General features: G+C 67.4%; 24 protein-coding genes. 9 read left to right on the top strand and 15 right to left on the bottom strand.

Annotated features, from left to right (window positions below; all coding sequences use genetic code 11):
• Positions 1-42: 42 nt before the first annotated feature.
• The gene (eccD, locus tag QQ25_RS28975) at positions 43-1,554 is read left to right on the top strand and encodes a type VII secretion integral membrane protein EccD (protein WP_234711996.1); all 1,512 of its coding nucleotides are present in this window, start codon (positions 43-45) and stop codon (positions 1,552-1,554) included.
• 4 nt (positions 1,555-1,558) lie between these two features.
• On the opposite strand, the gene eccB is transcribed toward eccD, so the two are convergent.
• On the bottom strand, positions 1,559-3,064 hold the full coding sequence (gene eccB, locus QQ25_RS28980; RefSeq protein WP_039325937.1) for a type VII secretion protein EccB: 1,506 nt from the start codon (positions 3,062-3,064) through the stop codon (positions 1,559-1,561).
• A 65-nt stretch (positions 3,065-3,129) separates the two neighbouring features.
• On the opposite strand from eccB, the gene eccE reads away from it, so the two are divergent.
• Both eccE and QQ25_RS28990 read left to right on the top strand, forming a co-directional pair.
• Positions 3,130-4,836 (top strand): type VII secretion protein EccE, encoded by a 1,707-nt coding sequence (gene eccE / locus QQ25_RS28985; protein ID WP_052236135.1) that lies wholly within the window; start codon positions 3,130-3,132, stop codon positions 4,834-4,836.
• A gap of 15 nt (positions 4,837-4,851) precedes the next feature.
• On the top strand, positions 4,852-5,592 hold the full coding sequence (locus tag QQ25_RS28990) for a DUF5336 domain-containing protein (protein ID WP_131546251.1): 741 nt from the start codon (positions 4,852-4,854) through the stop codon (positions 5,590-5,592).
• Here QQ25_RS28990 and QQ25_RS28995 read toward each other — a convergent pair.
• Complete coding sequence (locus QQ25_RS28995) at positions 5,566-6,699, bottom strand: acyltransferase family protein (protein WP_039325941.1); 1,134 nt, start codon at positions 6,697-6,699, stop codon at positions 5,566-5,568. The two genes, QQ25_RS28990 and QQ25_RS28995, sit on opposite strands and share 27 nt — an antisense overlap.
• Positions 6,700-6,818: 119 nt before the next feature.
• Between QQ25_RS28995 and QQ25_RS29000 the strand changes: the two genes are divergently transcribed.
• The 4 genes from QQ25_RS29000 to QQ25_RS29015 all read left to right on the top strand — a co-directional run bounded on the left by QQ25_RS29000 (position 6,819) and on the right by QQ25_RS29015 (position 9,744).
• Positions 6,819-8,300 (top strand): glutamate-cysteine ligase family protein, encoded by a 1,482-nt coding sequence (locus tag QQ25_RS29000; protein ID WP_039327013.1) that lies wholly within the window; start codon positions 6,819-6,821, stop codon positions 8,298-8,300.
• 18 nt (positions 8,301-8,318) lie between these two features.
• Positions 8,319-9,002 carry a class I SAM-dependent methyltransferase gene (locus QQ25_RS29005; RefSeq protein ID WP_039325944.1) on the top strand — a complete coding sequence of 228 codons (684 nt, stop codon included), beginning with the start codon at positions 8,319-8,321 and terminating at the stop codon, positions 9,000-9,002.
• A 71-nt stretch (positions 9,003-9,073) separates the two neighbouring features.
• Positions 9,074-9,316 carry a ribbon-helix-helix domain-containing protein gene (locus QQ25_RS29010; protein ID WP_039325946.1) on the top strand — a complete coding sequence of 81 codons (243 nt, stop codon included), beginning with the start codon at positions 9,074-9,076 and terminating at the stop codon, positions 9,314-9,316.
• Positions 9,313-9,744 (top strand): TA system VapC family ribonuclease toxin, encoded by a 432-nt coding sequence (locus tag QQ25_RS29015; RefSeq protein ID WP_039325948.1) that lies wholly within the window; start codon positions 9,313-9,315, stop codon positions 9,742-9,744. Before QQ25_RS29010 ends, QQ25_RS29015 begins: the two co-directional genes overlap by 4 nt.
• 87 nt (positions 9,745-9,831) lie before the next feature.
• Here the strand turns inward: QQ25_RS29015 and egtE are convergent, their stop codons facing one another.
• The 12 genes from egtE to QQ25_RS29075 form a co-directional block, all read right to left on the bottom strand.
• Positions 9,832-10,947 carry an ergothioneine biosynthesis PLP-dependent enzyme EgtE gene (egtE, locus tag QQ25_RS29020; RefSeq protein ID WP_039325950.1) on the bottom strand — a complete coding sequence of 372 codons (1,116 nt, stop codon included), beginning with the start codon at positions 10,945-10,947 and terminating at the stop codon, positions 9,832-9,834.
• Entirely contained in the window at positions 10,944-11,909 is a 966-nt protein-coding gene (gene egtD / locus QQ25_RS29025; protein WP_039325951.1) for an L-histidine N(alpha)-methyltransferase, read from the bottom strand. Before egtD ends, egtE begins: the two co-directional genes overlap by 4 nt.
• Positions 11,906-12,598 (bottom strand): ergothioneine biosynthesis protein EgtC, encoded by a 693-nt coding sequence (gene egtC, locus QQ25_RS29030; RefSeq protein WP_039382505.1) that lies wholly within the window; start codon positions 12,596-12,598, stop codon positions 11,906-11,908. Before egtC ends, egtD begins: the two co-directional genes overlap by 4 nt.
• The gene (gene egtB / locus QQ25_RS29035) at positions 12,598-13,875 is read right to left on the bottom strand and encodes an ergothioneine biosynthesis protein EgtB (protein ID WP_039382506.1); all 1,278 of its coding nucleotides are present in this window, start codon (positions 13,873-13,875) and stop codon (positions 12,598-12,600) included. The genes egtC and egtB overlap by 1 nt, the downstream gene beginning before the upstream one ends.
• Positions 13,872-15,143, bottom strand: coding sequence for an ergothioneine biosynthesis glutamate--cysteine ligase EgtA (gene egtA / locus QQ25_RS29040; RefSeq protein WP_039382508.1), 1,272 nt, complete (start codon positions 15,141-15,143; stop codon positions 13,872-13,874). The genes egtB and egtA overlap by 4 nt, the downstream gene beginning before the upstream one ends.
• A 77-nt stretch (positions 15,144-15,220) precedes the next feature.
• Positions 15,221-15,862 (bottom strand): sensor domain-containing protein, encoded by a 642-nt coding sequence (locus QQ25_RS29045; protein WP_169748654.1) that lies wholly within the window; start codon positions 15,860-15,862, stop codon positions 15,221-15,223.
• A 17-nt stretch (positions 15,863-15,879) separates the two neighbouring features.
• Positions 15,880-16,407 carry a hypothetical protein gene (locus tag QQ25_RS29050; RefSeq protein ID WP_039382511.1) on the bottom strand — a complete coding sequence of 176 codons (528 nt, stop codon included), beginning with the start codon at positions 16,405-16,407 and terminating at the stop codon, positions 15,880-15,882.
• Between the two features lie 123 nt (positions 16,408-16,530).
• Positions 16,531-16,968, bottom strand: a complete 438-nt coding sequence (locus QQ25_RS29055) for a Fur family transcriptional regulator (protein WP_039325959.1) — start codon at positions 16,966-16,968, stop codon at positions 16,531-16,533.
• 50 nt (positions 16,969-17,018) lie between these two features.
• Complete coding sequence (locus QQ25_RS30425; RefSeq protein ID WP_082017722.1) at positions 17,019-17,471, bottom strand: hypothetical protein; 453 nt, start codon at positions 17,469-17,471, stop codon at positions 17,019-17,021.
• A gap of 196 nt (positions 17,472-17,667) precedes the next feature.
• A complete protein-coding gene (locus QQ25_RS29065) occupies positions 17,668-18,750 on the bottom strand; it encodes a DUF4185 domain-containing protein (RefSeq protein WP_052236162.1) in 1,083 nt (360 codons plus the stop codon).
• A gap of 62 nt (positions 18,751-18,812) precedes the next feature.
• Positions 18,813-19,847: an aspartate-semialdehyde dehydrogenase gene (locus QQ25_RS29070; RefSeq protein ID WP_039382514.1), complete on the bottom strand. Its 1,035-nt coding sequence runs from the start codon at positions 19,845-19,847 to the stop codon at positions 18,813-18,815.
• Position 19,848: 1 nt separating this feature from the next.
• Complete coding sequence (locus QQ25_RS29075; RefSeq protein WP_039325966.1) at positions 19,849-21,114, bottom strand: aspartate kinase; 1,266 nt, start codon at positions 21,112-21,114, stop codon at positions 19,849-19,851.
• Between the two features lie 79 nt (positions 21,115-21,193).
• On the opposite strand from QQ25_RS29075, the gene QQ25_RS29080 reads away from it, so the two are divergent.
• Both QQ25_RS29080 and QQ25_RS29085 read left to right on the top strand, forming a co-directional pair.
• The gene (locus QQ25_RS29080) at positions 21,194-21,832 is read left to right on the top strand and encodes a nitroreductase family protein (protein ID WP_039382797.1); all 639 of its coding nucleotides are present in this window, start codon (positions 21,194-21,196) and stop codon (positions 21,830-21,832) included.
• A 39-nt stretch (positions 21,833-21,871) separates the two neighbouring features.
• Positions 21,872-22,822 carry a UTP--glucose-1-phosphate uridylyltransferase gene (locus QQ25_RS29085; RefSeq protein WP_039382516.1) on the top strand — a complete coding sequence of 317 codons (951 nt, stop codon included), beginning with the start codon at positions 21,872-21,874 and terminating at the stop codon, positions 22,820-22,822.
• Here the strand turns inward: QQ25_RS29085 and QQ25_RS29090 are convergent.
• A complete protein-coding gene (locus QQ25_RS29090) occupies positions 22,819-24,765 on the bottom strand; it encodes a hypothetical protein (protein WP_234711997.1) in 1,947 nt (648 codons plus the stop codon). The two genes, QQ25_RS29085 and QQ25_RS29090, sit on opposite strands and share 4 nt — an antisense overlap.
• Between the last annotated feature and the right edge of the window lie 40 nt (positions 24,766-24,805).

The following is a 24,805-nucleotide window of genomic DNA, read 5'->3' on the forward strand; positions in this document are numbered from 1 at the left end:
CCCTCCCCGGAAGCTGCTGAAGCCGGATGCTGGGTATTGTTCGTGTCGAGCAATCCCATTGCGCAGGAGGCCGACTGGATTGTGACCCTACTTGAGCCAGAGCTTGATGCAGAAGCCGAACCCGAGCTGAGCCGCTTGACCTTGGTGGTCGGCGAGCTGAACATCGACGTCGGGCTGCCCGCACACGTCAGCATCGCCCAGTACATGCCCGATGTCATCGACATCGCGAACGAGCAGATCACCGCCCAGGACGCGATCATCGAGTTCGACGCCACCGACGGGCGCTGGACACTGGCCCCGCTCGGCGGCGAGCCGATCGCTCCGCAGCTGTCCCTCGGTGAGGCGGGCGTCTACGACGGCGACCTGTTGATGATCCGTGCGGTGGGCCAGCCGGTCAGTCCCCTGCTGTTCGACGACGTCGACGACACGAGCGCCGCAGACACCGGGCCAGGCACCGTGCGGAGCTGGCTCACGGCCAACGCCACCGCGCTGGCCGGCTTCGGTGTCACCGCGGCCGCCGGTGTCACGCTGGCCGGAGTGCTGGCGCATTGGACCGCCCAGCCCGCGGTGCCCGCGGCGGTGCTGATCCTCGGGGTTCTGGGAGTGCTACTGGCCTGCCTGGTCGCGCACCGCGCGGGGGCAGGCTCAGCGCCGGGCTGGATCGCCGCGGTGTCGACACCGCTGGTTTTCGCGGGCTCGCTGTACCTGGTGCCCGGCGGTTCCGGCGTCACATCCCTGCCGATGGCGTTCGCGCTGACCGCGTTCGGGGCACTGCTGGTGCTCCTCGTCTCGGGCAGCGGATCGGCCGTGTACACCGCGATCATCGCGGTATGCGCTTTCGGCGGCGTCAGTTCCACGGCAATGTTGCTGTGGCAGCCGCCCATCCGCTCGGTGGGGGCTTTGCTCGCGACCGTGGCCGTTATCGTCGTCTACCTCGCCCCTCGGGTGACCATCGGGCTGTCGAAGCTCCCGATCCCGCGGGTGCCGACGGCAGGTGAACCGCTCGATGACATCGAGACACAGGGCGGCACCACCGTCGAGGGCGTCAACGCGATCGGCAAGCAGATCATCCCCACCGAGGAAGACCTGATCAGCCGGGTGCGGCGGGCGAATCAGCACCTCACCGGGATCCTGGTCGCGGCCGCGCTCGCGGCCCTGGCCGGTTGTTACCTGGCAGTCGACGTCACCAACGGGTTCTATTGGCAGGGCACCGTTTTCGCCATCATGGTGGCGACGGTGCTGTGCCTGCGCGGTCGCGGCCATCACGACCTGGTGCAGTCGGCGACCCTCATCGGCAGCGGGCTGACCATCGCCGTCGCCGTCGTGCTCAAGACGGCGGTGAACGTCGAGGGCTGGGAGGTCCGCGCCGTCGTCGCGCTGCTCGCCCTGATGGTGCTGGTCCTGGCGTGCGGGCTGGTCGCACCCCTGCGCGAGTTCTCCCCGGTGATGCGGCGTCAGGTCGAGATACTCGAATACATCGCCGTGGGATCGCTGTTCCCGCTGTGCTTCTGGATCATCCGGGTCTACGCGTTCTTCCGCGAGATGCGCCTCTGACGGCTCACTGCTCGCCCGTCGACACCTTGCTGCTGTCGGGGTCGGCGGCCATGCCGTCATGGGCGACCAGAGCCGCCTCCTGCGACAGCTCCGGCCCGGGTGGCAACAACGACAGCACCGGCCACGGTGCCCACTGCGGGGCGTTGGCCGGTCCGTCGGGAACCTTGACGCCGCTGACACCGAGCACCTCGGCGGTCGGCAGATCCTTGATGTGGTAGCGCACTCCGGTATCGGAGACGTAGAACAGCTGCCCGGTCGAGCGACTGTCCGGATCGGTACCGGTTGCCTGCACGAACTCACCGGCCCCCGGGGTCAGGTACACCGAATCCGCTCCGGGCCCGCTGCCGTCGGCGCTGGCCAGCCGAACCATCTGCGCTCCGTCGGCAGTGGGCAGCCGGTGCCCGACCAGCAGCCGCACGTCGGCATGAGCGTCGGTGTTGGACCGCTGCCATCCCATGCACACCACGCGGTCCGGGTTCGGCGGCACGATCCGCGGCGACACCAGCGGGTAGTGGTCGGTCGGAAGCCGGTGCACTGTCGGCACCTCGGCCAGCGTCGCAGGCGCGATTTCGTCGATCTGCCCGGTGGCCACCTCGCCGGAGGCGCTGTAGCGGATGATGTCGGCGGTCGCCTGCGAGACCGGCTGCAGCCCTTCGCGCAGCACGACGTAGAGCTGCTCACCGCGGGAGTCGACGGAACTGACGATGGCGCCGACGGGATGGTCCGGTCCGAGCGGGCCGGGCTCCCCCGAACCCTGGATGAGTACCGGCGTGATCGGGTCGACCAGCGGGAACGTGTTGAGCAAGGACGACGACATCGGCCGGGAGGCGGCACCCTGGAGGTGAAGACCGTTGATCAGAACCGGATCTGACACGTCGATCGGGGCCCGCACGCCCCGATAGATGAGGTAGGTGGTGCCTCCGGTTTCGGTGAGGATCGCCTCGGCGGAATCGACCGGGCGGATGCCGTTGTCGAGCACCGGATCGTTGGCCAGCACCGTGGTCTGCAGACTGGCGGTGCCGGTGGTTTCGGTGACGGCCGGCATCAGCAGGTTGTCGCAGACGGTCCACGACGACTTCGCCAGGTCGTCGCCGCGGTTGATGCTCGCCGGCGCGCCGACGATGCCGACCATGGGTCCACGCGGTACGGCGTCGAGGAACTTGTCGTCGACCTCTTTGGGGCTGTCGTTCTTGCCGGTGATCAGCCGGGCCGACGCGAGGTTGAGCACGGGGTGGATCTGGTCGCCGATCCGGACGTACGGCGCACCGCTGGACTTGCTCAGCACGATCTGCGCGTCGCCGATGTTGGGGGACGGCTTGAAGAACGCCATCACGGCGGCCGCCCCGGTGATCAGCACGGCGATCACCATTCCCACGATGAGGGCCCGCATCTGACCACGCATGGGGTCGTGGATCATCCGCGAATCGCCCCGGATGAGTGCGTGCTCAAGGCGGCGGATCAGGAAACGGTAACCGTTCACCTGTGCGCGAGTGGTAACTTGCGCTGGCATGCGTAGGGTATAGCACGTCCGCACCACCTCGACATGACCTGCTGGAGAGCGGCTACTGAAATGCAATGCGTCCATTGACTTTCGCAGCAAAGCTGACCACAGCCGGCGATACCGGTCCGCAGCGGCTGGTCCCCCTGGTCGACCTGATCGCCCTGCAAATACTGGTCGTGGCCGGCACCGTCGTCGCCCAGCAAATGCATCGGCCCGGCTGGCACGGCGCGGCCGTTGGCCTGGTGGTGGCGTTGCTGCTGGTCGCTCCGGTGGTTCGGGGAACGACGGCGCCCCGGGCGCTGGCCCTGCGCGGCACATACCTTCGCAATCGACGACGGCGCACGCGTAAGCGCGCAGGCAAGACCGGTCCCGGTTCACTGCCTGTCGAACCGTTCGACGTTCCGACCTCCGACGGATTGCAGATCGGATTCCGTTGGAACGGCACGACGTTGCTGTCGTTGCTCAAGATCGACGAAAATCCCAGGGCTCTGACGGTTTTGGAGCCGGGAGTCACGGTTTCCGGTGAGATGGTTCCCGTGCAGGCCCTGCTGGACTGTCTGCGCCAGTTCGACATCACGCTCGAGTCCATCGACATCATCAGCCAGGGCGCCCGCTCGGCCGGTCACACCGACGTCGCCGCCGTGTATGACTCCGTGTTGGGGCCGCTGCCCGCGATCGCCCAGCGCACGGTGTGGATTGCCGTGCGGTTCAACCCCTCACGCTGCGCGGAGGCGGTTCGGCGCCGGGGCGGCGACCGCGACGGCATCCTGCGCGCCGCCACCACCGCGACCCGGCGTGTCGCCAATCGGCTGGCCGAGGCGGGTCTGCAGCCCCAGTTCCTGTCGGCGAGCGGCATCGCGGCGGCCACCAATCAGCTCAGTGACGGCGTCAACCTCGGCAGCGTCGAGGAAACGTGGGAAGACTGCCGCGAAGGCCACTTCCGGCTGTCCAGCTTCGCCGTGCAGCCGGACATGCTGACCACGCCGGGCCTCGGGCTGCTGTGGACAGTGCCCAGCTACTCCACCACCGTGTGTCTGTCGCTGCGCGAGAGTGCCGACCAGGATCTGGTCCAGGTTCGTGGTCTGGTCCGCTTCGACAGCGACGTGCGCGTCCCCACCCAACTGCGCGGCCTCACCCCGTTGCACGGGCAGCAGTATTCCGCGCTGGCGGCCACGCTGCCGATCCCGGCGGTTCCCGGGGCCGGTCGGCTCGGGCACTGGGCGTCGGGCCTTCGCGGCGACGCGCTGAGTGAGCTCGCGCTGCCCGCGTCGGGCTGCGGTCAGGTGATCGGTGCGGACCAGGAGGGACGCGCGGTAGCGCTGCCGGTGTTCGGCCCGCAGATCCGGCGGGTGGAGATCATCGGGACGCTGCACCTGGCCCAGCAGGTGGTGCTGCGCTCGCTCGCGTTGGGCGCCCGGGTGCTGGTGCACACCCGACGGCCCGCGTACTGGCGCGACATGGTCGACGCCGTCGGCCGCCATGACCTGCTGTGGGTTGCGGACTTCAACCGGCGCGCCATCCAGGCCGGCGCTGAGCGCAATTACACCGTCGAGATGTTCGACGGTGTTCCAGAACAATCGGTCCGGATCGGCGTCACCACCATGGTGCTCGCACCGCCCAACACGCCTGCCTCCGAGCACGCCGACGTGGTCCTGGACCTGATCTCACTGGAACACGACACTGTGAAGGCCAGCACCCAGGCCGGCTCGGCGGTGGTGACGATGGTCGCCACCGACGACGAGATGCGTTATCTGAGAGCATCGGCGAACAGCACTGACTGATGTGAAGGAGTGATCGTGGTCAATCCGCTTCACCGCAACTTGTCGATCGCGGTGGTGGTGCTGGGCCTGGCCGCCTACTGCGTCAGCTTCGGCCCGGTCGCCGATGGTGGTGGCAATGACTGGCACGTCAGGTTCGCCGTACTGGCGGCCCTGGTATCGGCAATCGGCTTGCTGCCCAAGCAGGCTGCGGGCGCGTGGCTGCCGGCCGTCCTGGCCACCGCGGGTTTCCTCGATGCCGTCTCGAGTGTCCTGGGTTCTTCCTCGGACACTTCGGGATGGGTGCTGACCACCATCGCGGTGCTCACCGGACTGCAGGCCGTGGCGGCCGCCGTGGCGTGGTGGCGGGCCCCGGAGGCACCGGCGGCGGCGACCGCGGCCGGCGGGTACGAGGCCTACCTCGACTACTACAACCAGGCCGTGCAGCAGTACTACCAGCACACCGCGGTGGCACAACCGGATTCGTCGCAGCGCAGCGGATATGCCCAGGCCTATGCCCAGGCTTACGGCCAGTCGCAAGCCCAGGCTCCGGCCACCGGTGCTGCCGCGCGGGTCACTCAACAGGCGCCCCAGTACGGCGACTATGCCGATCTTCTTTCCCCGCAACATGATTACGGCCAGACCGCTGCCGCGGCTCCCACCCAGTCCGGTGGGGCGGTGGCCCCGCCGGGGCGGGCCGGGGCGGGCACCGCCCAGTCACCGGTGCCGCATGTGCCCCAGCGCGCCGACGAGTCAGCGCGGCCGGGTCAGCCGATGTAGCAGCCAGGCGAACGGCACCGTGACCGCCAGCGTGACGACGAACAACACAGCGGCAGAGCCGGTGTAGACGTTCCAGCCCAGCACGAACTCCATGACCAGGCCCATGGCGACCACGTGCAGCAGAAAGATCTCGTAGGAGATCTCGCCGAGTGCCACCATCGGCCTGCTGCCCATCACCCGTGCGTAGAGGCCACCACCGCCCAGCACCAGCGGTGCCACCACCAGCGCCGCGATGAGCGCATAGAACATGGTCTTGGCCAGATCCTGGGGAAGGCCCAGGGTCATCGCGGTGGTGGTGCCCGCGATCGGCGTCGAGACCACCAGGTAACAGGCCAGCGCGAGCGGCAACACCGCCAGCGCATAGCAGCGCACGCCCATCCTCGCCAGTACGGCCAGCATCATCCCCGCCACGAACCAGACCAGGTAGTGCGGCAGCCAGGCACCGGCGCCCACCGGCAGCCAGTCGGTGTTGTGCAGCAACACCAGCCACACGGGGCTGACCGCGGCGAGCACCGCCAGCCCGGTCAGAAGCAGCACCGGCCGAAACCGATTGCGGCACACCAACACCAACAACACATAGGCCAGCAGAGGCAGGACCGCGTAGAACGCCACCTCCACCGCCAGACTCCACATCTGGGTCAACCCCTGGTGCAGATAGTCCGTGAAGTAGTTGTCGCTGTAGATCTGGGTCAGGGTCAGGTTGCGCAACAGGCCCGTCCAGGTGTGCCCGGGATTCGGGTGCACAGGGCGAAGTTCATAGATGGCGTAGACGATGAGGACCGTGACGGCATACGCGGGCATGATGCGGCGGAACCGATTTCGCGCATAACGCCGCGCGCTCGGCGCGTCGGCGCCCGAGGCCGCCGCCTGCACCCAGGGCCGGAACAGCAGCAGCCCGGACAGGACGAAGAAGATCGCCACCCCGATCTCCAGCCGCGCGCTCAACAAGCCCAGGTATCCCTGGGAGAGCAGGCCGGTGCCGTACGCCGCGTGCGTTCCCATCACGGTCATCGCGGCCACAGCGCGCACTCCGGTGAGCGCGGAGATGCGATCGGCGTGCGAGACCTGTTCCAGACCGCCCTGCTCGATCTCGCTCGACGACGTCACCGGGCCAGTATGCGACGGAGGCGCCCCGGTCCGGTTCGATGGCCCGGCCGCGGGTCCATGGCGGGACGAATATGCGCATTCAGTTGCGCGGACCAGCCTCGGCGTTGTTGCATCGCGGTGTGGGTGAAGAGGTCAGCAACACCGAGTTCAGCCGCGCGCACCGGCAGGAATACCGGCGCAAGGTGCAACTGTGTCTGGACGTGTTCGAAACCATGCTCGCGCAGTCGAGTTTCGAGTTCGAGCGTCCGCTCACCGGCATGGAGATCGAGTGCAACCTCGTCGACGACGACTACCAGCCCGCGATGACCAACCGGGAGGTACTGGCTTCCATCGCAGATCCGGCCTATCAGACCGAATTGGGCGCTTACAACATCGAATTCAACGTCCCACCGCGGCCGCTGCCCGGCCGGGCCGCGCTGGAGCTCGAGAACGAGGTGCGGCGCAGCCTCAACGCCGCCGAGATCAAGGCCAACGAGGACGGCGCGCACATCGTGATGGTGGGCATCCTGCCGACGCTGATGCCCGAGCATCTTTCGGACGGCTGGATGAGCGAGTCGACCCGATACCAGGCACTCAACGATTCGATCTTCACTGCCCGCGGTGAGGACATGCCCATCGACATCTCCGGGCCGGAACGGCTGAGCCTGCAATCGGCCTCCATCGCCCCGGAGTCCGCCTGCACCAGCATGCAGTTGCACCTGCAGGTATCCCCCGCCGACTTCGCCCACAACTGGAACGCCGCCCAGGTGCTCGCGGGCCCGCAGCTCGCGGTCGGCGCCAATTCGCCGTACTTCTTCGGCCATCAGCTGTGGGCCGAGACCCGCATCGAGCTGTTCACCCAATCCACCGACACCCGTCCCGATGAGCTCAAGGCTCAGGGGGTGCGGCCGCGGGTCTGGTTCGGCGAGCGCTGGATCACCTCGATCTTCGACCTGTTCGAGGAGAACGTGCGGTATTTCCCGTCGTTGCTTCCCGAGCTGTCCGATGAGGATCCGGTTGCCGAACTCGCGGCGGGCCGGGCCCCTCAGCTGGCCGAGCTGCGCCTGCACAACGGGACCATCTACCGGTGGAACCGCCCGGTGTACGACGTCGTTGAAGTGAACGGGGTCGGGGTGCCTCATCTCCGCGTGGAGAACCGGGTGCTGCCGGCCGGGCCGACCGTGGTCGACATGCTGGCCAATGCCGCGTTCTATTACGGCCTGCTGCGGACGCTGTCCGAAGAAGACCGGCCGCTGTGGACCAAGATGAGCTTCGCCGCGGCCCACCACAACTTCGTCGAGGGCGCCCAGCACGGCATGGACGCCCGGCTGTACTGGCCCGGACTGGGCGAGGTGACACCCGATGAACTGGTGCTGCGCCAGCTGCTGCCGATGGCGCACGACGGGCTGCGCCGCTGGGGTGTGGCGGGCGAGGTGTGCGACCGATATCTGGGGGTCATCGAAGGTCGGGCGAAGACGGGGCGAACCGGTGCGGCCTGGCAGGTGGCGACGGTGCAGAAGCTGCAGTCGCAGGGGTTGACCAGACCCAGGGCGTTGGCCGAGATGCTGCGGAGTTATGTGCAGCTGATGCACAGCAATGAGCCCGTCCACACCTGGGACTGACACGCGTACGTTGGAATCATGTCATCTGAACAGGTTCTGGACTGGGACGGCGCCTACAAGGGGGACGCGGGTTTCGAAGGTCCGCCACCGTGGAATATCGGTGAACCGCAGCCCGAGTTGGCGGCCCTGCACCGGGCCGGAAAATTCCGCAGCGACGTGCTCGACGCAGGTTGCGGGCACGCCGAATTGTCACTGGCACTGGCTTCCGACGGCTACACCGTCGTGGGGCTTGACCTGAGTCCGACGGCGATCGCCGCGGCCAACAATGCCGCCCAGGTGCGCGGGCTGTCGACGGCCAGCTTCGCCCAGGCCGACATCACCTCGTTCACCGGATACGACGGCCGGTTCAACACCGTGGTGGACTCGACCTTGTTCCACTCACTGCCCATTGAGGGCCGGGACGGATATCTGCGCTCGATCCATCGCGCCTCGGCGCCCGGCGCGAGCTACTACGTGTTGGTGTTCGCCAAGGGCGCGTTCCCCGCGGAGTTGGAGACCAAGCCCAACGAGGTCTCGGAGGACGAGCTGCGGGCGGCGGTATCGAAGTACTGGGAGGTCGACGACATCCGGCCGGCGTTCATTCACGCCAACGCCGTGGCGTTGCCCGCGGATGTGCCGTTCGAATTGCCGGCGCACGACTTCGACGAAAAGGGACGCATCAAGTTCCCGGCGTTCCTGCTGACCGCGCACAAGGCGGACTGACCGACCACCAGCCGGGCGAAGTAGCACATCGACGCCCCAGCGCATGCATTTGATGCGATAGCATCAGATGCATGCGCACCACACTGTCCTTGGACGATGACGTACTGATGGCAGTGAAGGAACGTGCGCGCCGCGAGAAGCGCACCGCAGGCGAAGTTCTGTCGGACCTGGCCCGGCAGGCGCTGACGCAGCAGCAGAGTGGAACCCCCCGGACGGGCCCGGAGAACTTCTATGGATTCGAACCGTTCGAACACCGAGGGCCTGCCGTGTCCAACGCGCTCGTCGACCGCCTCCGCGACGAAGAAGCCGTGTGACGCGCGCCTTGTTGGACGTCAATGTCCTGATCGCGCTGCTCGATAGCGATCACGTCGACCACGAGCGGGTTCGCCAGTGGGTTGGCGCCGAGATCGTCCACGGCTGGGCGTCGTGTGCGATTACTCAAAACGGCTTCGTCCGAATCATCAGCCAACCTCGGTACCCCAGCCCGGTGTCGCCCGCGCACGCGATCAGCAGGTTGGCTCGCGCCGCCGCGACCAAATATCACGAGTACTGGACGTGTTCCGTCAGCCTGTTGGACGATGAGCTCATCGACCACTCGCAGTTGCACGGGCATCGCCAGGTAACCGACGCATACCTACTCGCGCTTGCTACCGCCAACGGTGGCCGATTCGCGACACTCGATCAGTCGATTCCGATCACTGCAGTGCGCAATGCCAGCGCGACGAACCTCGCGGTGATCTGAATTCACCGGGCCTGCGCTCACGGGAGAATCGTGCACGGATCGCTGCCACGACATGCCTGGGGGCTGAGGCGCCCGACAGAAGGGGGACTACGACGCGTCGCGCAACACCCCGGCGAACTGCTCCAGATCCTCGTCCGTGGTGTCGACATGCGGTGAAATCCGCAGCACCGGCTTGGTCATCTCGAACGGCGCGCGCGCCAGTTCACATGCGGTGGTGACGATTCGGCGCTCGGCGATCAACCAGGCCCGCACCGCTGTCGGATCGGCGCCATCGGTGGGTTCGAGTGTGGTGATCGCGGTCGGTTCATCCACGGGCTCGACGACCCGCCAACCCGGTATTCCGGCCAGCACCTCCCGCGCGGCGCGGCCCACCTCCGCGAGCGTGTCCCGGACCAGTTCCGGCCCGGCAGCCAGGTGTTCGCCCAGGGCAACCGAGTATCCGATGCGGGTCGCGGCATTGTGCTCACCGTGCTCGAAGCTCTGCAGCACTGTCACCGGCACGTCCCACACCGCCGGCGGCAGCCGCCGCTGCAGCCGCGCAACCAGTTCCGGTCGCACGGCCAGGAAACCCACGCCACGCGGCCCGGCCAGCCATTTGCGTGACGACGAGTAGATCGCGTCGGCGCCGACGTTGCAGTCCAGGTGCCCGAATGCCTGTGCGGCGTCGACCACGATCGGCACGCCCGCTTCGCGGCACACGGCGACCATCGCGGCCAAGGGCTGGGCCACCCCGCGGTGGCTGGCCAGCGCGGTGAAGTGCACGAGCGCCGGTGGATCCGTGGCCAGCATGCGGGCCGCCTCGTCGACGACAACCCGGCCATTCCCGTCAACAGGCAGGGCGCGCACCTGAAAACCGTTGGCGGCCATGACCGCCAGGTTCGGCCCGAATTCGCCGGGCACACAGGCCAGTGTCCGCTCCCCCTGCCAACTGCCGAGCAGCAAGTCCAGGGAATGGTTGGAGCCCGAGGTGTACACCACGTCGGAGGCCGCGAGTCCGGTCAGCGCGGCGATGGCGCCCCGCCCGGCCTCGAGCACAGGGGCTGCCGCCTCCGCGGCCACGTATCCGCCGACTTCGGCCTCATGGCGCGCGTGTGCGGCCACAGCATCGATCACCGCGAGGCTCTGCCGTGAGCAGGCCCCACTGTCGAGATGCAGCCCGGCGACCTTGGGGCGGGCATCGACCCACTGCTGTGCGAGGTTCATTTCACCGCCAGCGACAGGCCGAAGTCACCGGCTTCATCGGTCCACCAATGGGTTTGCCGCAGACCGGCTTTCGCCAGTTCATCGGCCACCCCGTCGGCCCGGAACTTGCAGGACACCTCGGTCAGCATCTCCTCACCGGCACCGAATGCGACATCGAGACCCAAGTCGGCGATCCTGACCTGCTGCGGCGCCTCGGCCCGCAGCCACATTTCGATCCGCTCCTCGTCGGCATTCCATTTCGCCACATGCGCGAACGCGTCGAGGTCGAAGTCGGCGTCGAGTTCGCGGTTCACCACCGACAACACGTTGCGATTGAACGCGGCGGTGACCCCCGCACTGTCGTCGTAGGCGCGAACCAACCGGCCTGTGTCCTTGACCAGGTCGGTACCCAGAAGCAGGCTGTCGCCGGGCTGGAGGGTCTCCGCCAGGGACGCAAGGAAATCCGCACGCGGACCAGGTGTGAGGTTGCCGATCGTCGACCCGAGGAACGCCACCAGGCGCCGCCCCACCGATGGAATCTTTCCGAGGTGCTCCTCGAAATCCCCACATACCGCGTCGATTTCGACGCCCGGGTACTCGCGGCCGATCGCAGCGCCCGCCGCGCGCAGCACACTGGCGTCGACGTCGAACGGAATGAACCGTCGCAACTGCCCGCCGTCGCGCATCGCGTCGAGCAGCATCCTGGTCTTCTCCGACGTGCCGCTGCCCAGCTCGACGAGCGTGTCGGCCCCCGCGGCAGCGACGATCTCGGCCGAGCGGTCCCGCAAGATCCGCGCCTCGGTGCGGGTCGGGTAGTACTCGGGCAGCCTGGTGATCTGATCGAACAGATCACTGCCAACCGAATCGTAGAACCACTTGGGCGGCAACATCTTCGGCGACTGCGACAGACCCTCGCGCACGTCGCGGCGCAGTGCGGTGGCCGCGGAATCGGCCGCCAGATAGTTGGACAGGGTGAGCGTCATACCGAACCTTTCAGCGGGGTGAGCTCGACGTCAGAGCCGGCCACGGTGACCAGGTGCCGGTCCGGAATATCGGCCCAGCCAGGATCGTCGTCGTAGGGTTCGCTGGCGAGCACGACCCCATCCGGAAGCCGCAGCACCGACAAGGTGTCACCCCAGGTGGTGGCCACCAGGCGAGAACCATTGGCGGCCAGGATGTTCAACCGGGCATTCGGATCCAGCGCGCCCACCTCGGCGATGGTGTCGCCCAGCACGTCCATACCCCGCTGAAAGACCAACGCGGCCAGTAACGCGCTGTCCACGGTGGACTCGGCGACGGCACTCAACGGCAGCACCGCGCGGTCCACGATCCCGTTGTGCGACAGCAACCACTCACCGTCGGTGAACGGAGCCGACGCCGAGGGTTCGATCGGCATGCCGATGGTCGCCGAGCGCACCGCCGCGACCACGCACCCGCTGCGCAACGCCGGGGCCACCGACGCGAAGGAGGCATCGCCCCACAGCGGCTTATCGCTGCGCCACCGACGGGGTACACCGGAGTCGAAAAACCCTGCGCCCCAACCGTCGGCGTTCATCAGACCGTGCTTCTGCCGGCGCGGCGCATACGACTGCACCAGCAGGCCCTGCGGCGGGTCGAGCACCAGCGAGGCCACCGAACGCGGCGCGCCCAGCCAGCCCAGATGCCGGCACATCAGGCGACGTCCCAGGCCAGGCGCACACCGGAGAAGATCTGGCGCCGGATCGGATGGTCCCAGTTGCGGAAGCTGGGTCTCAGGATGTCGGCGGACACCGCCCAGGAGCCGCCGCGCAGGATCCGATAATCACCATCGAAGAACGGCTCGCTGTAGCGGTCGTAGACCATCGGGGTGAAGCCGGGCCATGGCCGCAGCGGGGAGGTGGTCCACTCCCAGACATCGCCCAACATCTGCTCGACGCCGTAGGCCGACGCCCCGGCCGGGTAGGCGCCCACCGGCGCGGGCCGACGCGATGCGCCGCCGAGGTTGGCCAGCGCTTCGGTGGGTTCGGATGCGCCCCAAGGGAATCGACGCCGGGCACCGGCTGCCGGATCCCAGGCACAGGCTTTCTCCCATTCGACCTCGGTGGGCAACCGGGCGCCGGCCCAGGCGGCGTAGGCCTCGGCTTCGAAGAACGTGACGTGCTGGACCGGTTCGTCGGCCGGGATGGTCTCGACATGGCCGAACCGGATCCGGGTGCCGTCCTGTCCCCAGAACTCGGGTGCGGTCAGACCCGCCTCCTGCCGATGCGCCCAACCGCGCTCCGACCACCACCGGGACTGCTGGTAGCCACCGTCGTCCACGAACTGGCGCCATTCACCATTGGTGACCGGCACCCGCCCGATACGGAAGGACGCCACGTCCACCTCATGTGCCGGGCGCTCGTTGTCCAGGGAGTGCGGTTCGGTCAGGTCGTCCACGCCGAGCACGAACGGGCCGCCCGGGATCAGCACCGAGGTGCCGGCCAGCCCGGGCCGGCCGGCGGGCAGCGCACTGCCGGTATCGAGCAGCGGCGGGCCCGACCGCAGGTTCAGGGCTTGCAGCATGGTCTCGTCGTGCTGGTTCTCGTGGCTGATCACGAGTCCGAAGTTGAACCCCGGGTCATCGGCGTCAAGGGAATCGAGGGCATCGAGCGCGCGCGACCGCACCGTCGCACAGTAGGTGCGCGCGTCGGTGGGCGGCAGCAGCGGAAGGGCGACCCGGCTGGCGCGTGAATGCACGAACGCGTCGTACAGCCGGTCCACCTCGGGATCGAGCATGCCGGGGCGGTCCGGGTTGCCCCCACGCAGCAGCCAGAGCTCCTCCTGCTGACCGATGTGGGCGAGGTCCCAGACCAGTGGGCTCATCAACGGGCTGTACTGCCGATGCAGTTCGGCATCGTCGAAGTCGACCAGGTGCAGGGTCCGTTCCCGCGCCCGGGTGAGCTGCTGCGCCAGCGTCTCGCGTGTGGTCAAAGCTCGCCCTTCACCAGTTGGCCCATCGCGGAAGCGATCCCATGACCCACCACCTGGTCCGCGAAATCGTCGGCCGGGCAGCGTCCCTCCTGGACCGAACGCGTCAACAGCGCCATCGATTCCGTCAGCTCTGCCGGAGCCCTCTCCGCCGCGGCAGAAACACAGGTGACGGCCGCATTCTGCAGCCGTCGATCGGCGAGCCCCGTCTGCGCCGCCCGGTCCCACGCCGTGGCCACCGGGGCTGTCGCCTCAGCGGCGATGGCGGCGGCCTCCGGATCGTCGAGCAGCATCGTCAACGTGAACACCACCGCGGGCCACAAGGCGTCGGGCACGCTGTCGAGGTAGCGGATCTCCAGCCACCGTCGGGGCCGCACCGGCGGGAACAGCGTGGTGAGGTGGTACTCCAGGTCGGCTTCGGTGGGGCGGCGGCCGCCGAGCACCGCGCGCCCGTCGGCCCAGTCCGCGAACGGAACCCAGTTGGTCACGGGCACCGCATCCGGAGTGTTGACGAGCATCACAGGTGCCCGCAGCGCATAGCGGGCCCAGTCGCTGGCCGGATCGTCGCTGTCAGCGCCCAGGATCGGCCCGCAGCGCGCGGAATCCAGCTGCCCCCATACCCGCTGCCGCGATGACTTCCACCCGGTGAACCGCCCGCCCAGCATCGGTGAATTCGCGGTGATGGCGATCATCATCGGGCCGAGGGCGTGCGCCAGGCGTACCCGCTGCGCCCAGCCTTCGCGCGGTCCGGCGTCGAGATTCACCTGAACCGAGGCGGTTGACGTCATCATGGCCGCACCCGCCTCGGCCGATCCGCTGGCCGCGAAGAACTGCTCCATCGCCCGGTAGCGCGGGCCCGGGTTCACCCGCCGGGTGGGCCGCACGGGATCAGCTCCGAGCAGCACCAGGTCCAGACCGCGACGTTCGAACTCAGCGCGCAGCACCGCCCGATCGGCCAGCAGCGCGGTGATCGCCGCCGATGGTCCAGCGGCGGGCGGGCCGGACAACTCGACCGCACCCCCGGGTTCGACGGTGATCCGACTGCCACCGGGCAGCGCGGGTACCGATGCGATGACGTCGGCGAGTTCATCCCAGTCCGGACGGCGCAGCGGATTGTCGAGGTCGAAACAGTGCGCCTCGATTTCCAGGCCGACCTGGCCAACCGGCCCGTCATCCAGGCAGCGCGCTCCGATGAATGCCGCCGCGTGTTCGGCGCTGGCGAATTCGACGGGAGATAGGCGGGCCGCATCGGCCCTGACGGGTACGGCCAAAGTAACCACCCCTCCCGGTCCTCACCGGTGCCGGACCATCCAGTTGTGTTCCATCATCCAGATCGGACCGACATGTTCTACTGCCCCAGCGTGTTCTGCATTGCCCCGGCCAGGACGTTGACCGCCGGACCGGCGTTGCCGGATTGGCACACCTTGGCTTGCAGCAGCACGTTTTCCCGTTTGCGGGTGGTGTTGAAACAGCGGCGGTCCGTACCGGCCTCTTGTTTCACCCAGTCGGCGTTGGTGTCGCTCGCCGCGCCGCCGGTGAAGGTCCACACCTCCGTGACGAAGTTGTCCAGGTGCATCGCGCTCGTCTGGCCCGAGCAGCCGTTGGTGCGGTCCACCACCCGATGAAACGCGCGGTCGGCGGCCTCCGGGTTGGCGAACACCCCGATCGCCTGCTTGACGTAATGGGCCTGGTCGTCGGCCGCGGTCTGGGTGGTGGCTCCGTTGAACGAGGCGAGATCCGGGTCGTTGAACACCTCGGGCAGGCCGATGTCTGCCCAGTTGTTGCACACCGGGTTCTCCACCGAGAAACCCTGGAAAGGGTTGGTGAACTGGGATTCCCACGTCATCGGAGCACCGATGATGTTGCCCACCGAGCCTTTGGGCATCACGGCATAGGACACGACACCAGGATCCGAGGGACGCGCACCAGCAGGTGCAGCCAACGCCAGGGCCAGACCGGCCAGCCCGAAACCGACAGTCAGGGCACGCATGGCCTCGATCATGCCAGTCAGTGCACCGTCCGCGTGCAATAGGTCCGCGCCGGAGACGGGTAGGGCCAGGCGTAGTGCCCCGTGTCGGCAGAGCAGGCTGAGCCGTCGCGCACATCCAGCCGTTGCGTCACCTGCACCGTCACCCCGGGGCCGCGTTCAGAGCGTGCGGTGCAGTCGGCCAGCTCCACCATGCCCGCGGGCATGCCGAGCTCGTAGCAGTGGTTGGCGACCAGGTTGGGGACCAGGCACAGCCGCGCGGTCGACGGATCGGCGGTATCGGCGGGCAGGTGTTGATATTCGGCGCTCGGGCAGGCTCCGGTGCCATCGGCGATGGCACCGACGGTGTAGCTGGGGTCGACGTCGCACGACACCTCGGCGGCCCGGGTCACGTCGGGGTCCTCGGGAGTGGCGGCTGGGACGCTCACGCAATCACCCACCGCGAAGACCATGGCCGCGCCGCGCTCGGGTTCGGTGCCCGCCGCGCAGCCGGCGGCCAGCACCGGCACTGCGAGCAGTGCGGCAACCAGGAGCCGATTGCGGGTCATGGTTAGCGAGAATCTCACGATTCCGGGTATCCCACCCACCGCTTCGGCTTACCTGGTCCGAAATGCCAGGCGCCCCGGCCACAAGGGGAAAGTGGCCGGGGCGTCGTTGGGCTGCAGAGTGGTCTAAACGGAAGCGGAGGTCTGGCAATCTGCGCAGACACCCCAGAACACGACCTCGGCTTCGTCGACGGCGAAGCCGGCCAGGTCAGAGGGCTCCAGGCACGGAGTCTGCCCCACGGCGCAATCGACGTCGGCAACTACACCGCACACCCGGCAGACCAGGTGGTGATGATTGTCGCCGGCGCGGGTCTCGTAGCGGGCCGACGAGCCGGCGGGTTCGATACGACGCACCAGACCCGCGTTGACGCAGGCCCGCAGGACGTCGTAGACCGCCTGGGTCGACACCGCGCCGAGGTTCTCGCGGGCCAGGCCCGCCACATCGTCCGCAGTCGAGTGCGGATGCTCGGCCAGCGCCTGGAGAACCGCGACCCGCGGTGCGGTCACGCGCAGCCCAGCAGCCCGCAACAGGGCCTTGGGGTCGTGTTCATGCACCGTGGTCACGGCTCCAGTATGCGCGCTCTTTGGAGTCAGTCCAAAAAGGCGGGCTGTGATTATGGTCGCGCGGGCGGTGCCGGTGTCGTCGGGGTCTCAGGACGTTCCGGGCCATTCCCTGGGCCATTGCCCGGGCCGGGCCCCCAACCGGGGCCTCCTGGGCCGAATGAGCCGGGGCCTCCGGGCCCGCCCGGCATCATGCCGTGCGGTGGTCCCATCCGCCCCGGTCCGCCATCTGGTCCGCCACGGTGAAACATCATCATGCCGCCGCGGTCGTGGCCGCGGTGGTGATGGCCGTCGCCACCGGCATGGGCGCCGAGGAAGAAGCCGGTACCGAACACAACGGCGACGATGAATACGACGCCGGCGGCGATGCCCACCCACGCGAGCGCTTGCATCAGGCGGCTTGGCTTGTTCTCGGCGGGCGGGGCGACCACGGTTGCCGGAGCTGCTGCGACGGGCTCCGGCGCGGCCACTGGTTCGGTCGCAGGAGCGGGGGGTGTTTCAGTCATGACATGAGCATGCGAGCACTGCTGAGGTGCTGATCAAGAATTGGCTGTGAATCAGCTTTGAAAGCCCCGGGAGCCACCGCCCAGGTGGGTCAGCGCCGCCGCCCAAGTGGGTCAGCGCCGCGCTTTCCACGCCACGGTTGCTCACACGCGCGAACCACAGCCCTGCGGTAGAAATCGGCGCGCAAGACTGTCGGTTCTACTGCTCCCACGGCTTGAACGGGTTCACCGCGTACTGGATCACGCGATACGGGGCGCCGCCTCGAGCCATGGTGTTCCACTGGCTGACGAAGATCCGGACCTGATCCAGCGTCGATCCCGGTGAGATGTAACCGCCATAGGGCTGGGCCAGCTGATTGACCTCCGGCGGAGGCAACGTGTCGACCGGGTCGGGCCAGGCACTGGCGAACACCACGGTGGTCACAGGTGCGGTACCCAAGCCGGTCGGGTCGTATGCGACCCGCACCTCCATGTTTCCGTTGGTGGCGTTGAAGTAGGACAGCACGGGCTTGCCGTCGATCTGCCGGATGCTCATCTCCCCCACCCGGTCGGAGAACAACGGGGTCGGAGGCTTACCCCACCCGCCCGTCGAGGACCAGCCCTGCCAGCCGGCCCGGTCGGTGAAGGTCTTGGGGTTGGCGCGGTACAGGAACGGCGGGCTGCTGCGGTCGAAGTTGTTGGCCAGGATGTAGACCCACCCGCTGGGTGAATCCGGCGCCGGGACCGGGTCGTAGTAGCCGCTGATCTGAGACTGGGCCCCGCCCTGATACTTGGCGTCGCGTACCGAACCGGGCACTGTCGGCCAATTCGGCTGGGCCGCATCGGCTTTCACCAACCGAGAACTCTGCGGACGGAGATCCTTGGTGGTGGTGACCATCATGTAGTTCTCGCGATTGATGGATATCACGCCGGCGGGCAACTGCGACGAACCGGCCGGCGCCGCGTCGGCCAGCAACGGCTTGTCCACACCGGTCACGCCCCGGTAGCGCACACCGCCGGCGTCTTCGATCGAATCGGCGTCGACGTGCAGAGCCACCGGCGAGTACCACCCGCCGAAGCCCACGGCTTGCCCGGCGAAGCTGTCACCGCAGACCTGGAGCACCCGGCTGGGAAACTCCATGAACTCACACAGGTCGGTGGCGCCGATGCCGTAATCACGAGTGGGAGTGCCGGTTCCGGCGCTCGGCCCGATCCGCAGCACCTGGCCGGGGGCCAGCGGCGGGACCACCGGATCGCCGAACCCGAAGCCTGGGTTCGCACCTGCTCCCGGCACCGCCGAAATGGCATTCCAGCAGAGAAAGATCGAGAGAACGCCTGCTGGAATGCGGTTTCGGCGCAAGGTGGTTACAGCTCGGCGGCCAGCAGTTCGGCGATTTGAATCGTGTTCAGCGCGGCACCTTTTCGCAGGTTGTCACCGGACACGAACAGGGCGAGACCACGACCGTCGGGCACACCCGGATCCTGCCGGATCCGGCCGACCAATGACTCGTCGACGCCGGCGGCGGCCAGCGGAGTCGGCACGTCGACCAGCTTCACTCCCGGCGCACCGGCCAGGAGTTCCTTGGCGCGCTCAACCGAAAGCGGCTGGGCGAACTCGGCATTGATCGACAGCGAGTGGCCGGTGAACACCGGAACCCGCACACAGGTGCCGCTCACCAGAAGTTCGGGGATGCCGAGGATCTTGCGGCTCTCGTTGCGCAGCTTCTGGTCCTCGTCGGTCTCGCCGGAGCCGTCATCGACCAACGAGCCGGCCAGCGGGATCACGTTGAACGCAATGGGTGCAACATATTTCACCGGCTCCGGGTACTGCAGAGCCGAGCCGTCGTGCACCAGCTGCTCGGCACCGTCGACCACCGCGCGCGTTTGCGATGCGAGCTCCTCGACTCCGGCCAGGCCACTGCCCGACACGGCCTGGTAGCTCGACACGATCAAGCGGGTCAGCCCGGATTCCTCGTGCAGCGGCTTGAGCACCGGCATGGCGGCCATGGTGGTGCAGTTCGGGTTGGCGATGATGCCTTTGGGGCGGACGCCGGCGTCACGCGTGAAGTTGACCTCGCTGACGATCAACGGGACGTCGGGATCCTTGCGCCAGGCCGACGAGTTGTCGACGACGACGGCGCCGGCCGCGGCGAACCGCGGGGCCTGCACGCGCGACATCGTCGCGCCGGCGGAGAACAGCGCGATGTCCAGCCCAGACGGATCGGCCGTCTCGCTGTTCTCGACCTCGATCTCCTGGCCGCGGAACGTCAGCTTCTTACCCTCGGAGCGGGCCGAGGCGAAGAACCGGACCGAGCTCGCCGGGAAGTTGCGCTGCTCCAGCAGGGTGCGCATGACCTGGCCGACCTGGCCGGTCGCACCGACAACGCCAATCGAAACCATGTCAGCGCCCCGTTCCGCCGTAGACCACGGCCTCGTCTTCGCCGCCGAGGTCGAAGGCCTCGTGCAGCGCGCGCACAGCGGTGTCCAGCTCGGTGTCCTTCACCAGAACCGAAATCCGGATCTCGGAGGTCGAGATCAGGTCGATGTTCACGCCGACCTCGGCCAGCGCCTCACAGAACTTCGCAGTGACACCCGGGTGCGACCGCATGCCCGCGCCGACCAGCGACACCTTGCCGATGTGATCGTCATACAGCACCTGGCTGAACCCGATCTCGTCCTTGAGCGCGGTCAGCTTCTCCACGGCCGTCGGGCCGTTGTCCATCGGGCAGGTGAAGGTGATGTCGGTCCTGCCGTCCTCCACCTTCGAGATGTTCTGCAGCACCATGTCGATGTTCACGTCGGCATCGGCGACCGCGCGGAACACCTGGGCGGCATAGCCCGGTACGTCGGGCAGACCGACGACGGTGACCTTGGCCTCCCCACGGTCGTGGGCTACTCCGGTCAGCAGGGCGTCTTCCATGGCGATGTCCTCGATCGATCCTTTGACGATGGTGCCGGGCTTGTCCGTGTACGACGAACGAACGTGAATCGGCACGTTGTACCGGCGGGCGTATTCGACGCAACGCAGCATCAGCACCTTGGCGCCGCACGCGGCCATCTCGAGCATCTCCTCGAAGGAGACCGTGTGGAGGTGGCGGGCGTTGGGCACGATGCGCGGGTCGGCGGTGAAGATGCCGTCGACGTCGGTATAGATCTCGCAGACGTCGGCCTTGAGTGCGGCGGCCAGCGCGACGGCGGTGGTGTCGGAGCCCCCGCGGCCCATGGTGGTGACGTCCTTGCTGTCCTGGCTGACGCCCTGGAAACCGGCGACCAGCACGATGACGCCATCGTCCAGCGCGTCGCGCAGGCGGCCGGGGGTGACGTCGATGATCTTGGCGTTGCCGTGGGTGCCGGTGGTGACGATGCCGGCCTGCGATCCCGTGAACGAGCGGGCCTGTGCACCGAGGGACTCGATGGCCATCGCGACCAGGGCGTTGGAGATGCGCTCGCCCGCGGTGAGCAGCATGTCCATCTCGCGCGCCGGCGGGGCCGGGGAGACCTGACGGGCCAGGTCAAGCAGGTCGTCGGTGGTGTCGCCCATCGCAGAGACCACGACGACAACATCGTTGCCGGCCTTCTTCGTCTCGACGATGCGCTCGGCCACGCGACGGATCCGATCGGCATCCGATACCGAGGATCCGCCGTACTTCTGTACGACGAGCGCCACTGTCTAACCCTTCAGAACGCTGGGAATGAGTCCCAAACAGGATAAGGGAGACGCGCACGCGATTTTCTCCGCCGGTAGCTTGGCTGACGTGCCTGACTCCCGGCCGGCCGCCACCAGTGTGCCGATCCATCCCGATCTCGCGGCCCGCTGGAGCCCCCGGGCGTTCGACCCCGAGGCCGCCATTACCGCTGACCAGCTCACCGCGCTGCTGGAAGCGGCGCGGTGGGCCGCCAGCTGGGGCCACCGCCAGCCCGTGCGGTTCGTCGTCGGCACCAGACACGGTGCCGAATCTGCTCCTCACGTGCGCGGCGAGACCTTCACCACACTGGCCGGCCTGCTCAAACGCGGCAACAGCTACGCGAACGCGGCGTCGGCGCTGGTCCTGGTGTGTACGGACGAGGGAGAAGATGAACGCACTGCTCTCTACGCGGCGGTCGACGCGGGGGCGGCGATCGCTCAGCTGACCGTCGAGGCGGTGTCCCGCGGACTCGTCGTCCATCCGATGGCCGGCTTCGATGTCGACGGGGCCCGGGCAGCGTTCGGCATCCCGGAGGGCGTGCGGCCACTCGCGGTGGTCGCGGTGGGGACGTTGGGCGAACCTGCGGACGAGGCCATCGCCGAACGCGACAGCCGGCCCCGGGAGCGGCTACCGCTGGAGCAGATCGCTTTTGGTGGAAGTTGGGGTATGCCATTGCCCTCACCTGAATCGCATCTGTGATAGACCACCTGGGAACCTTCTAAATCTGAGGAGGCACGCATGGCACGGCAGACCATTCGCAAGGCCGTCATCCCTGCGGCCGGTATCGGTTCGCGCCTCCTGCCGCTGACCAAGGCCATCCCCAAGGAGATGCTGCCAGTCGGCGACAAGCCGGTCATCGAGCACACGGTGCGCGAGCTGGTCAACTCCGGCATCACCGACATCACGATCGTGGTGTCTGGTGGAAAGACCTTGATAGAGGAGCACTTTCGCCCAAACACCCAGCTGGTCGAGCAGCTGCGCAAGGACGGCAAGGACGCGTACGCCGACGCGGTCGAGGAGGTCGGCGAGCTCTCCGCCCACGGCCACATCACCTATCTCCATCAGCACGGCCCGTACGGCAACGGCACCCCGGTGCTCAATGCCTCACGCTCTTTCGGTGACGAGCCGATCCTGGTGTTGTGGCCGGACGACGTGTTCGTCGCCGAGGTGCCCCGTGCGCAGCAACTGATCCGGGCCTACGAACAGACGTCGAGCCCGGTATTGGCTCTGATGCCGATGGCCCCAGAGGATTCACGCCGGTATGGAGTGCCGGTCATCAAGGAAGATTTGGACGGCGGGCTGCTACGGATCACCGGAATCGTCGAGAAACCGCAACCGAACGAGGCTCCATCGGACTACGCCGCGATCGGTGGCTACGTCATTACCCCGGGCGTCATCGACGAACTGGCTGAGCAGACGAAACGCTGGTATGAGCACCGCACCGGCGAGATCTACCTGACCGACGCCATCAATGCCTACGCCAAGGACCATGCCGTCTACGGCCAGGTGATCCAGGGACATTGGTGCGATACAGGCAACCCGTCCGACTATCTGGTGGCGCAGTTCGCATTTGCTTTAGCCCATCCCGAATACGGCCCGGTCCTGCGCGATCTGGCGTCCCAACTCGACGGACCGCTGCTGCACACGATTGCCCACGAGATCGACGGTTCGCGCGAGACGCCCACTTAGTCGGCCGCACCTCCGGTGGTGCGACGCCTCCGCGACCACATAGCCGACGCAGCGGCCCCGAGAGCAGCGACGACGGCCACTGCAGCGCCCACAAGAAGTCGGCGCGAATGGGACTGCGCCGACGTTTGAGCGGCGTCCGCCGGGTTGTCAGTCGCTCCGACCGCCAGATTCACCGGGTCACCTCCCACACCGGCGGCGAGGACATCTCCGGTGAGCTTGGAGAAGTCACCGCCGAACCCGTCGAGGTAACTGAAAACCGGGTCGACCAGCGTCCAAGGGCCCGTGGTCGTAACGAGTAGGACGGAACGGTCGCGAGGCCGATCAGCGAAGGCTTGGATCGATCCCAGGCCACCCTTGATGCTCGCTCGAAGCACAGTGGGCAGCTCGACATCGATGGCCGTGCCGTCACCACCGATGGGCGGCTTGAGCGAAGTCGGTTTCAACGCCGCGGAATTCGCCAGGATCAGCGCTCCGATGCTCGCACCGGCAGCGGTATTGAGATCGACCACCTGTGGCATCACCGGCGTGCTGGCGAAACGCGCGATCGAAACTACCAACCGAGCTGCGGTAGCGAGTTGGTTAGGGGCGCTCCCGTCCATCGCCACCATGAATTTGGGGCTGAACTCCGACGGTATGGCGCTGAACCCGTCGAGAGGTTGCCCACCGCGGTGCACCGTCAGCGTCGATTGCGGATTCACTTCGAAAGTAAGCGGAATGAGCAGCCCGCACGCTTCGCGTGGGGTGTACGTGAGGGCCATGTCAAGGGTGATGTACTGGCCGATCTTCTTGCTGTCCAGATCGAATGTCGCATCGAGCCGACCGGTATCGTCGAGCGCAGCTCGATAGACCACCACTCCGCCGGAGCGGATCACCACAGCTGCCGCGTCGTCTCTGGCCACAGGCGCGTAGTCGGCGAGCAGATGCACCTGCACGGCGTCGAAGCGACCCGACCCGAGCGATGCCCGGCCGACACCGACCGACATAGTTGCACTCCGAATGACATCGGTGCTGCCGGTCATGTTCAACTCGCCGAACGTCATCGTGTCACCGCGCGGGCCAGGCTCGGACGAACCCGCTTGGTCCACTCGGACGGTGTCCACCTGCGCCAATCGCTGAAGCTTGTTGACAAGCAGCGACAGCTGGGTGGACAGCGCAGCACCTTGACCTGAGACGCGTAGGAAAGCATCCGGCGCACCAGGGTTTTCGACTTGAAGGCCGGGCTTGTCACCCTTCTCGACGAGCACTGCGCGCGTCAGTTCGCCGGCCGGTGGCGGCACCGCTCCACGGGGCTGGGTGACCACCGTGATGACCGTCGGCTGATTGCTGTACAGCCGAGCCAGCGTGGACACCAGTGTCAGCACCGCTTGTTGTTCATCGGTGTTGGCGTCGACCGGTGTGTAGATCGTGGCTCGCTGAAGGACCGGCGGGAAGAAGTCTGCGATCGTCGTCGCCGGTGATTCTGAGCCCGTGAACACCATCGAGAGATCGCTGAGCACCAGCTGCTGTCGGGGCCAGCAATAGGAATTGGTGTACATCTGCGGGTCGAACCGTGGCCGTAGAGCGAAGGTCAGCCCGATCGGCGAACCTCGGCGTGCCGCCGAAATATCCACATCGAGCGGTGTTGTGGGCCTACTGGATGCTCCGGGCGGCAAATCGATTGCCGCGAGCAGCTTGCCGCCGTCGTCGCTGATGTCGAGGGTGCCTGCATCGAAATTCACGGGCGCCTTGATAGTGCCGCGCAACCGCACAGCCGTCAGTCCAGCCGGTACCGGCACCGAAAGATTCTCTGGGTTTTCGGGGGCGACGAAGATTTCGGATTTCATTCCGAGCTCAGGTCCGGGCAGGGTGAGGCTCGGCTGTTCCGGCGGTGGGGGAACATCCACGGGCTCCGCGTAGGCCGGTGCGGCGGATACCGCCGGCACGATCACCAGCATTGCCGACATCAGCGCACGTGCGAGGAACCGATGTGCATTCGTTGACGAA

This window comes from Mycolicibacterium setense (assembly GCF_000805385.1).
Classification (GTDB): domain Bacteria; phylum Actinomycetota; class Actinomycetes; order Mycobacteriales; family Mycobacteriaceae; genus Mycobacterium; species Mycobacterium setense.

Excerpts from the sequence above, each read along its gene's own strand:
- eccB (WP_039325937.1), bottom strand. The coding sequence starts at position 3,064 with ATGCCAGCGCAAGTTACCACTCGCGCACAGGTGAACGGTTACCGTTTC.
- eccE (WP_052236135.1), top strand. The coding sequence starts at position 3,130 with ATGCGTCCATTGACTTTCGCAGCAAAGCTGACCACAGCCGGCGATACC.
- QQ25_RS29005 (WP_039325944.1), top strand. The coding sequence starts at position 8,319 with ATGTCATCTGAACAGGTTCTGGACTGGGACGGCGCCTACAAGGGGGAC.
- QQ25_RS29010 (WP_039325946.1), top strand. The coding sequence starts at position 9,074 with ATGCGCACCACACTGTCCTTGGACGATGACGTACTGATGGCAGTGAAG.
- egtE (WP_039325950.1), bottom strand. The coding sequence starts at position 10,947 with ATGAACCTCGCACAGCAGTGGGTCGATGCCCGCCCCAAGGTCGCCGGG.
- egtD (WP_039325951.1), bottom strand. The coding sequence starts at position 11,909 with ATGACGCTCACCCTGTCCAACTATCTGGCGGCCGATTCCGCGGCCACC.
- egtC (WP_039382505.1), bottom strand. The coding sequence starts at position 12,598 with ATGTGCCGGCATCTGGGCTGGCTGGGCGCGCCGCGTTCGGTGGCCTCG.
- QQ25_RS29045 (WP_169748654.1), bottom strand. The coding sequence starts at position 15,862 with ATGCGTGCCCTGACTGTCGGTTTCGGGCTGGCCGGTCTGGCCCTGGCG.
- QQ25_RS29050 (WP_039382511.1), bottom strand. The coding sequence starts at position 16,407 with ATGACCCGCAATCGGCTCCTGGTTGCCGCACTGCTCGCAGTGCCGGTG.
- QQ25_RS30425 (WP_082017722.1), bottom strand. The coding sequence starts at position 17,471 with ATGACTGAAACACCCCCCGCTCCTGCGACCGAACCAGTGGCCGCGCCG.
- QQ25_RS29070 (WP_039382514.1), bottom strand. The coding sequence starts at position 19,847 with ATGGTTTCGATTGGCGTTGTCGGTGCGACCGGCCAGGTCGGCCAGGTC.
- QQ25_RS29085 (WP_039382516.1), top strand. The coding sequence starts at position 21,872 with ATGGCACGGCAGACCATTCGCAAGGCCGTCATCCCTGCGGCCGGTATC.
- QQ25_RS29090 (WP_234711997.1), bottom strand. The coding sequence starts at position 24,765 with ATGTCGGCAATGCTGGTGATCGTGCCGGCGGTATCCGCCGCACCGGCC.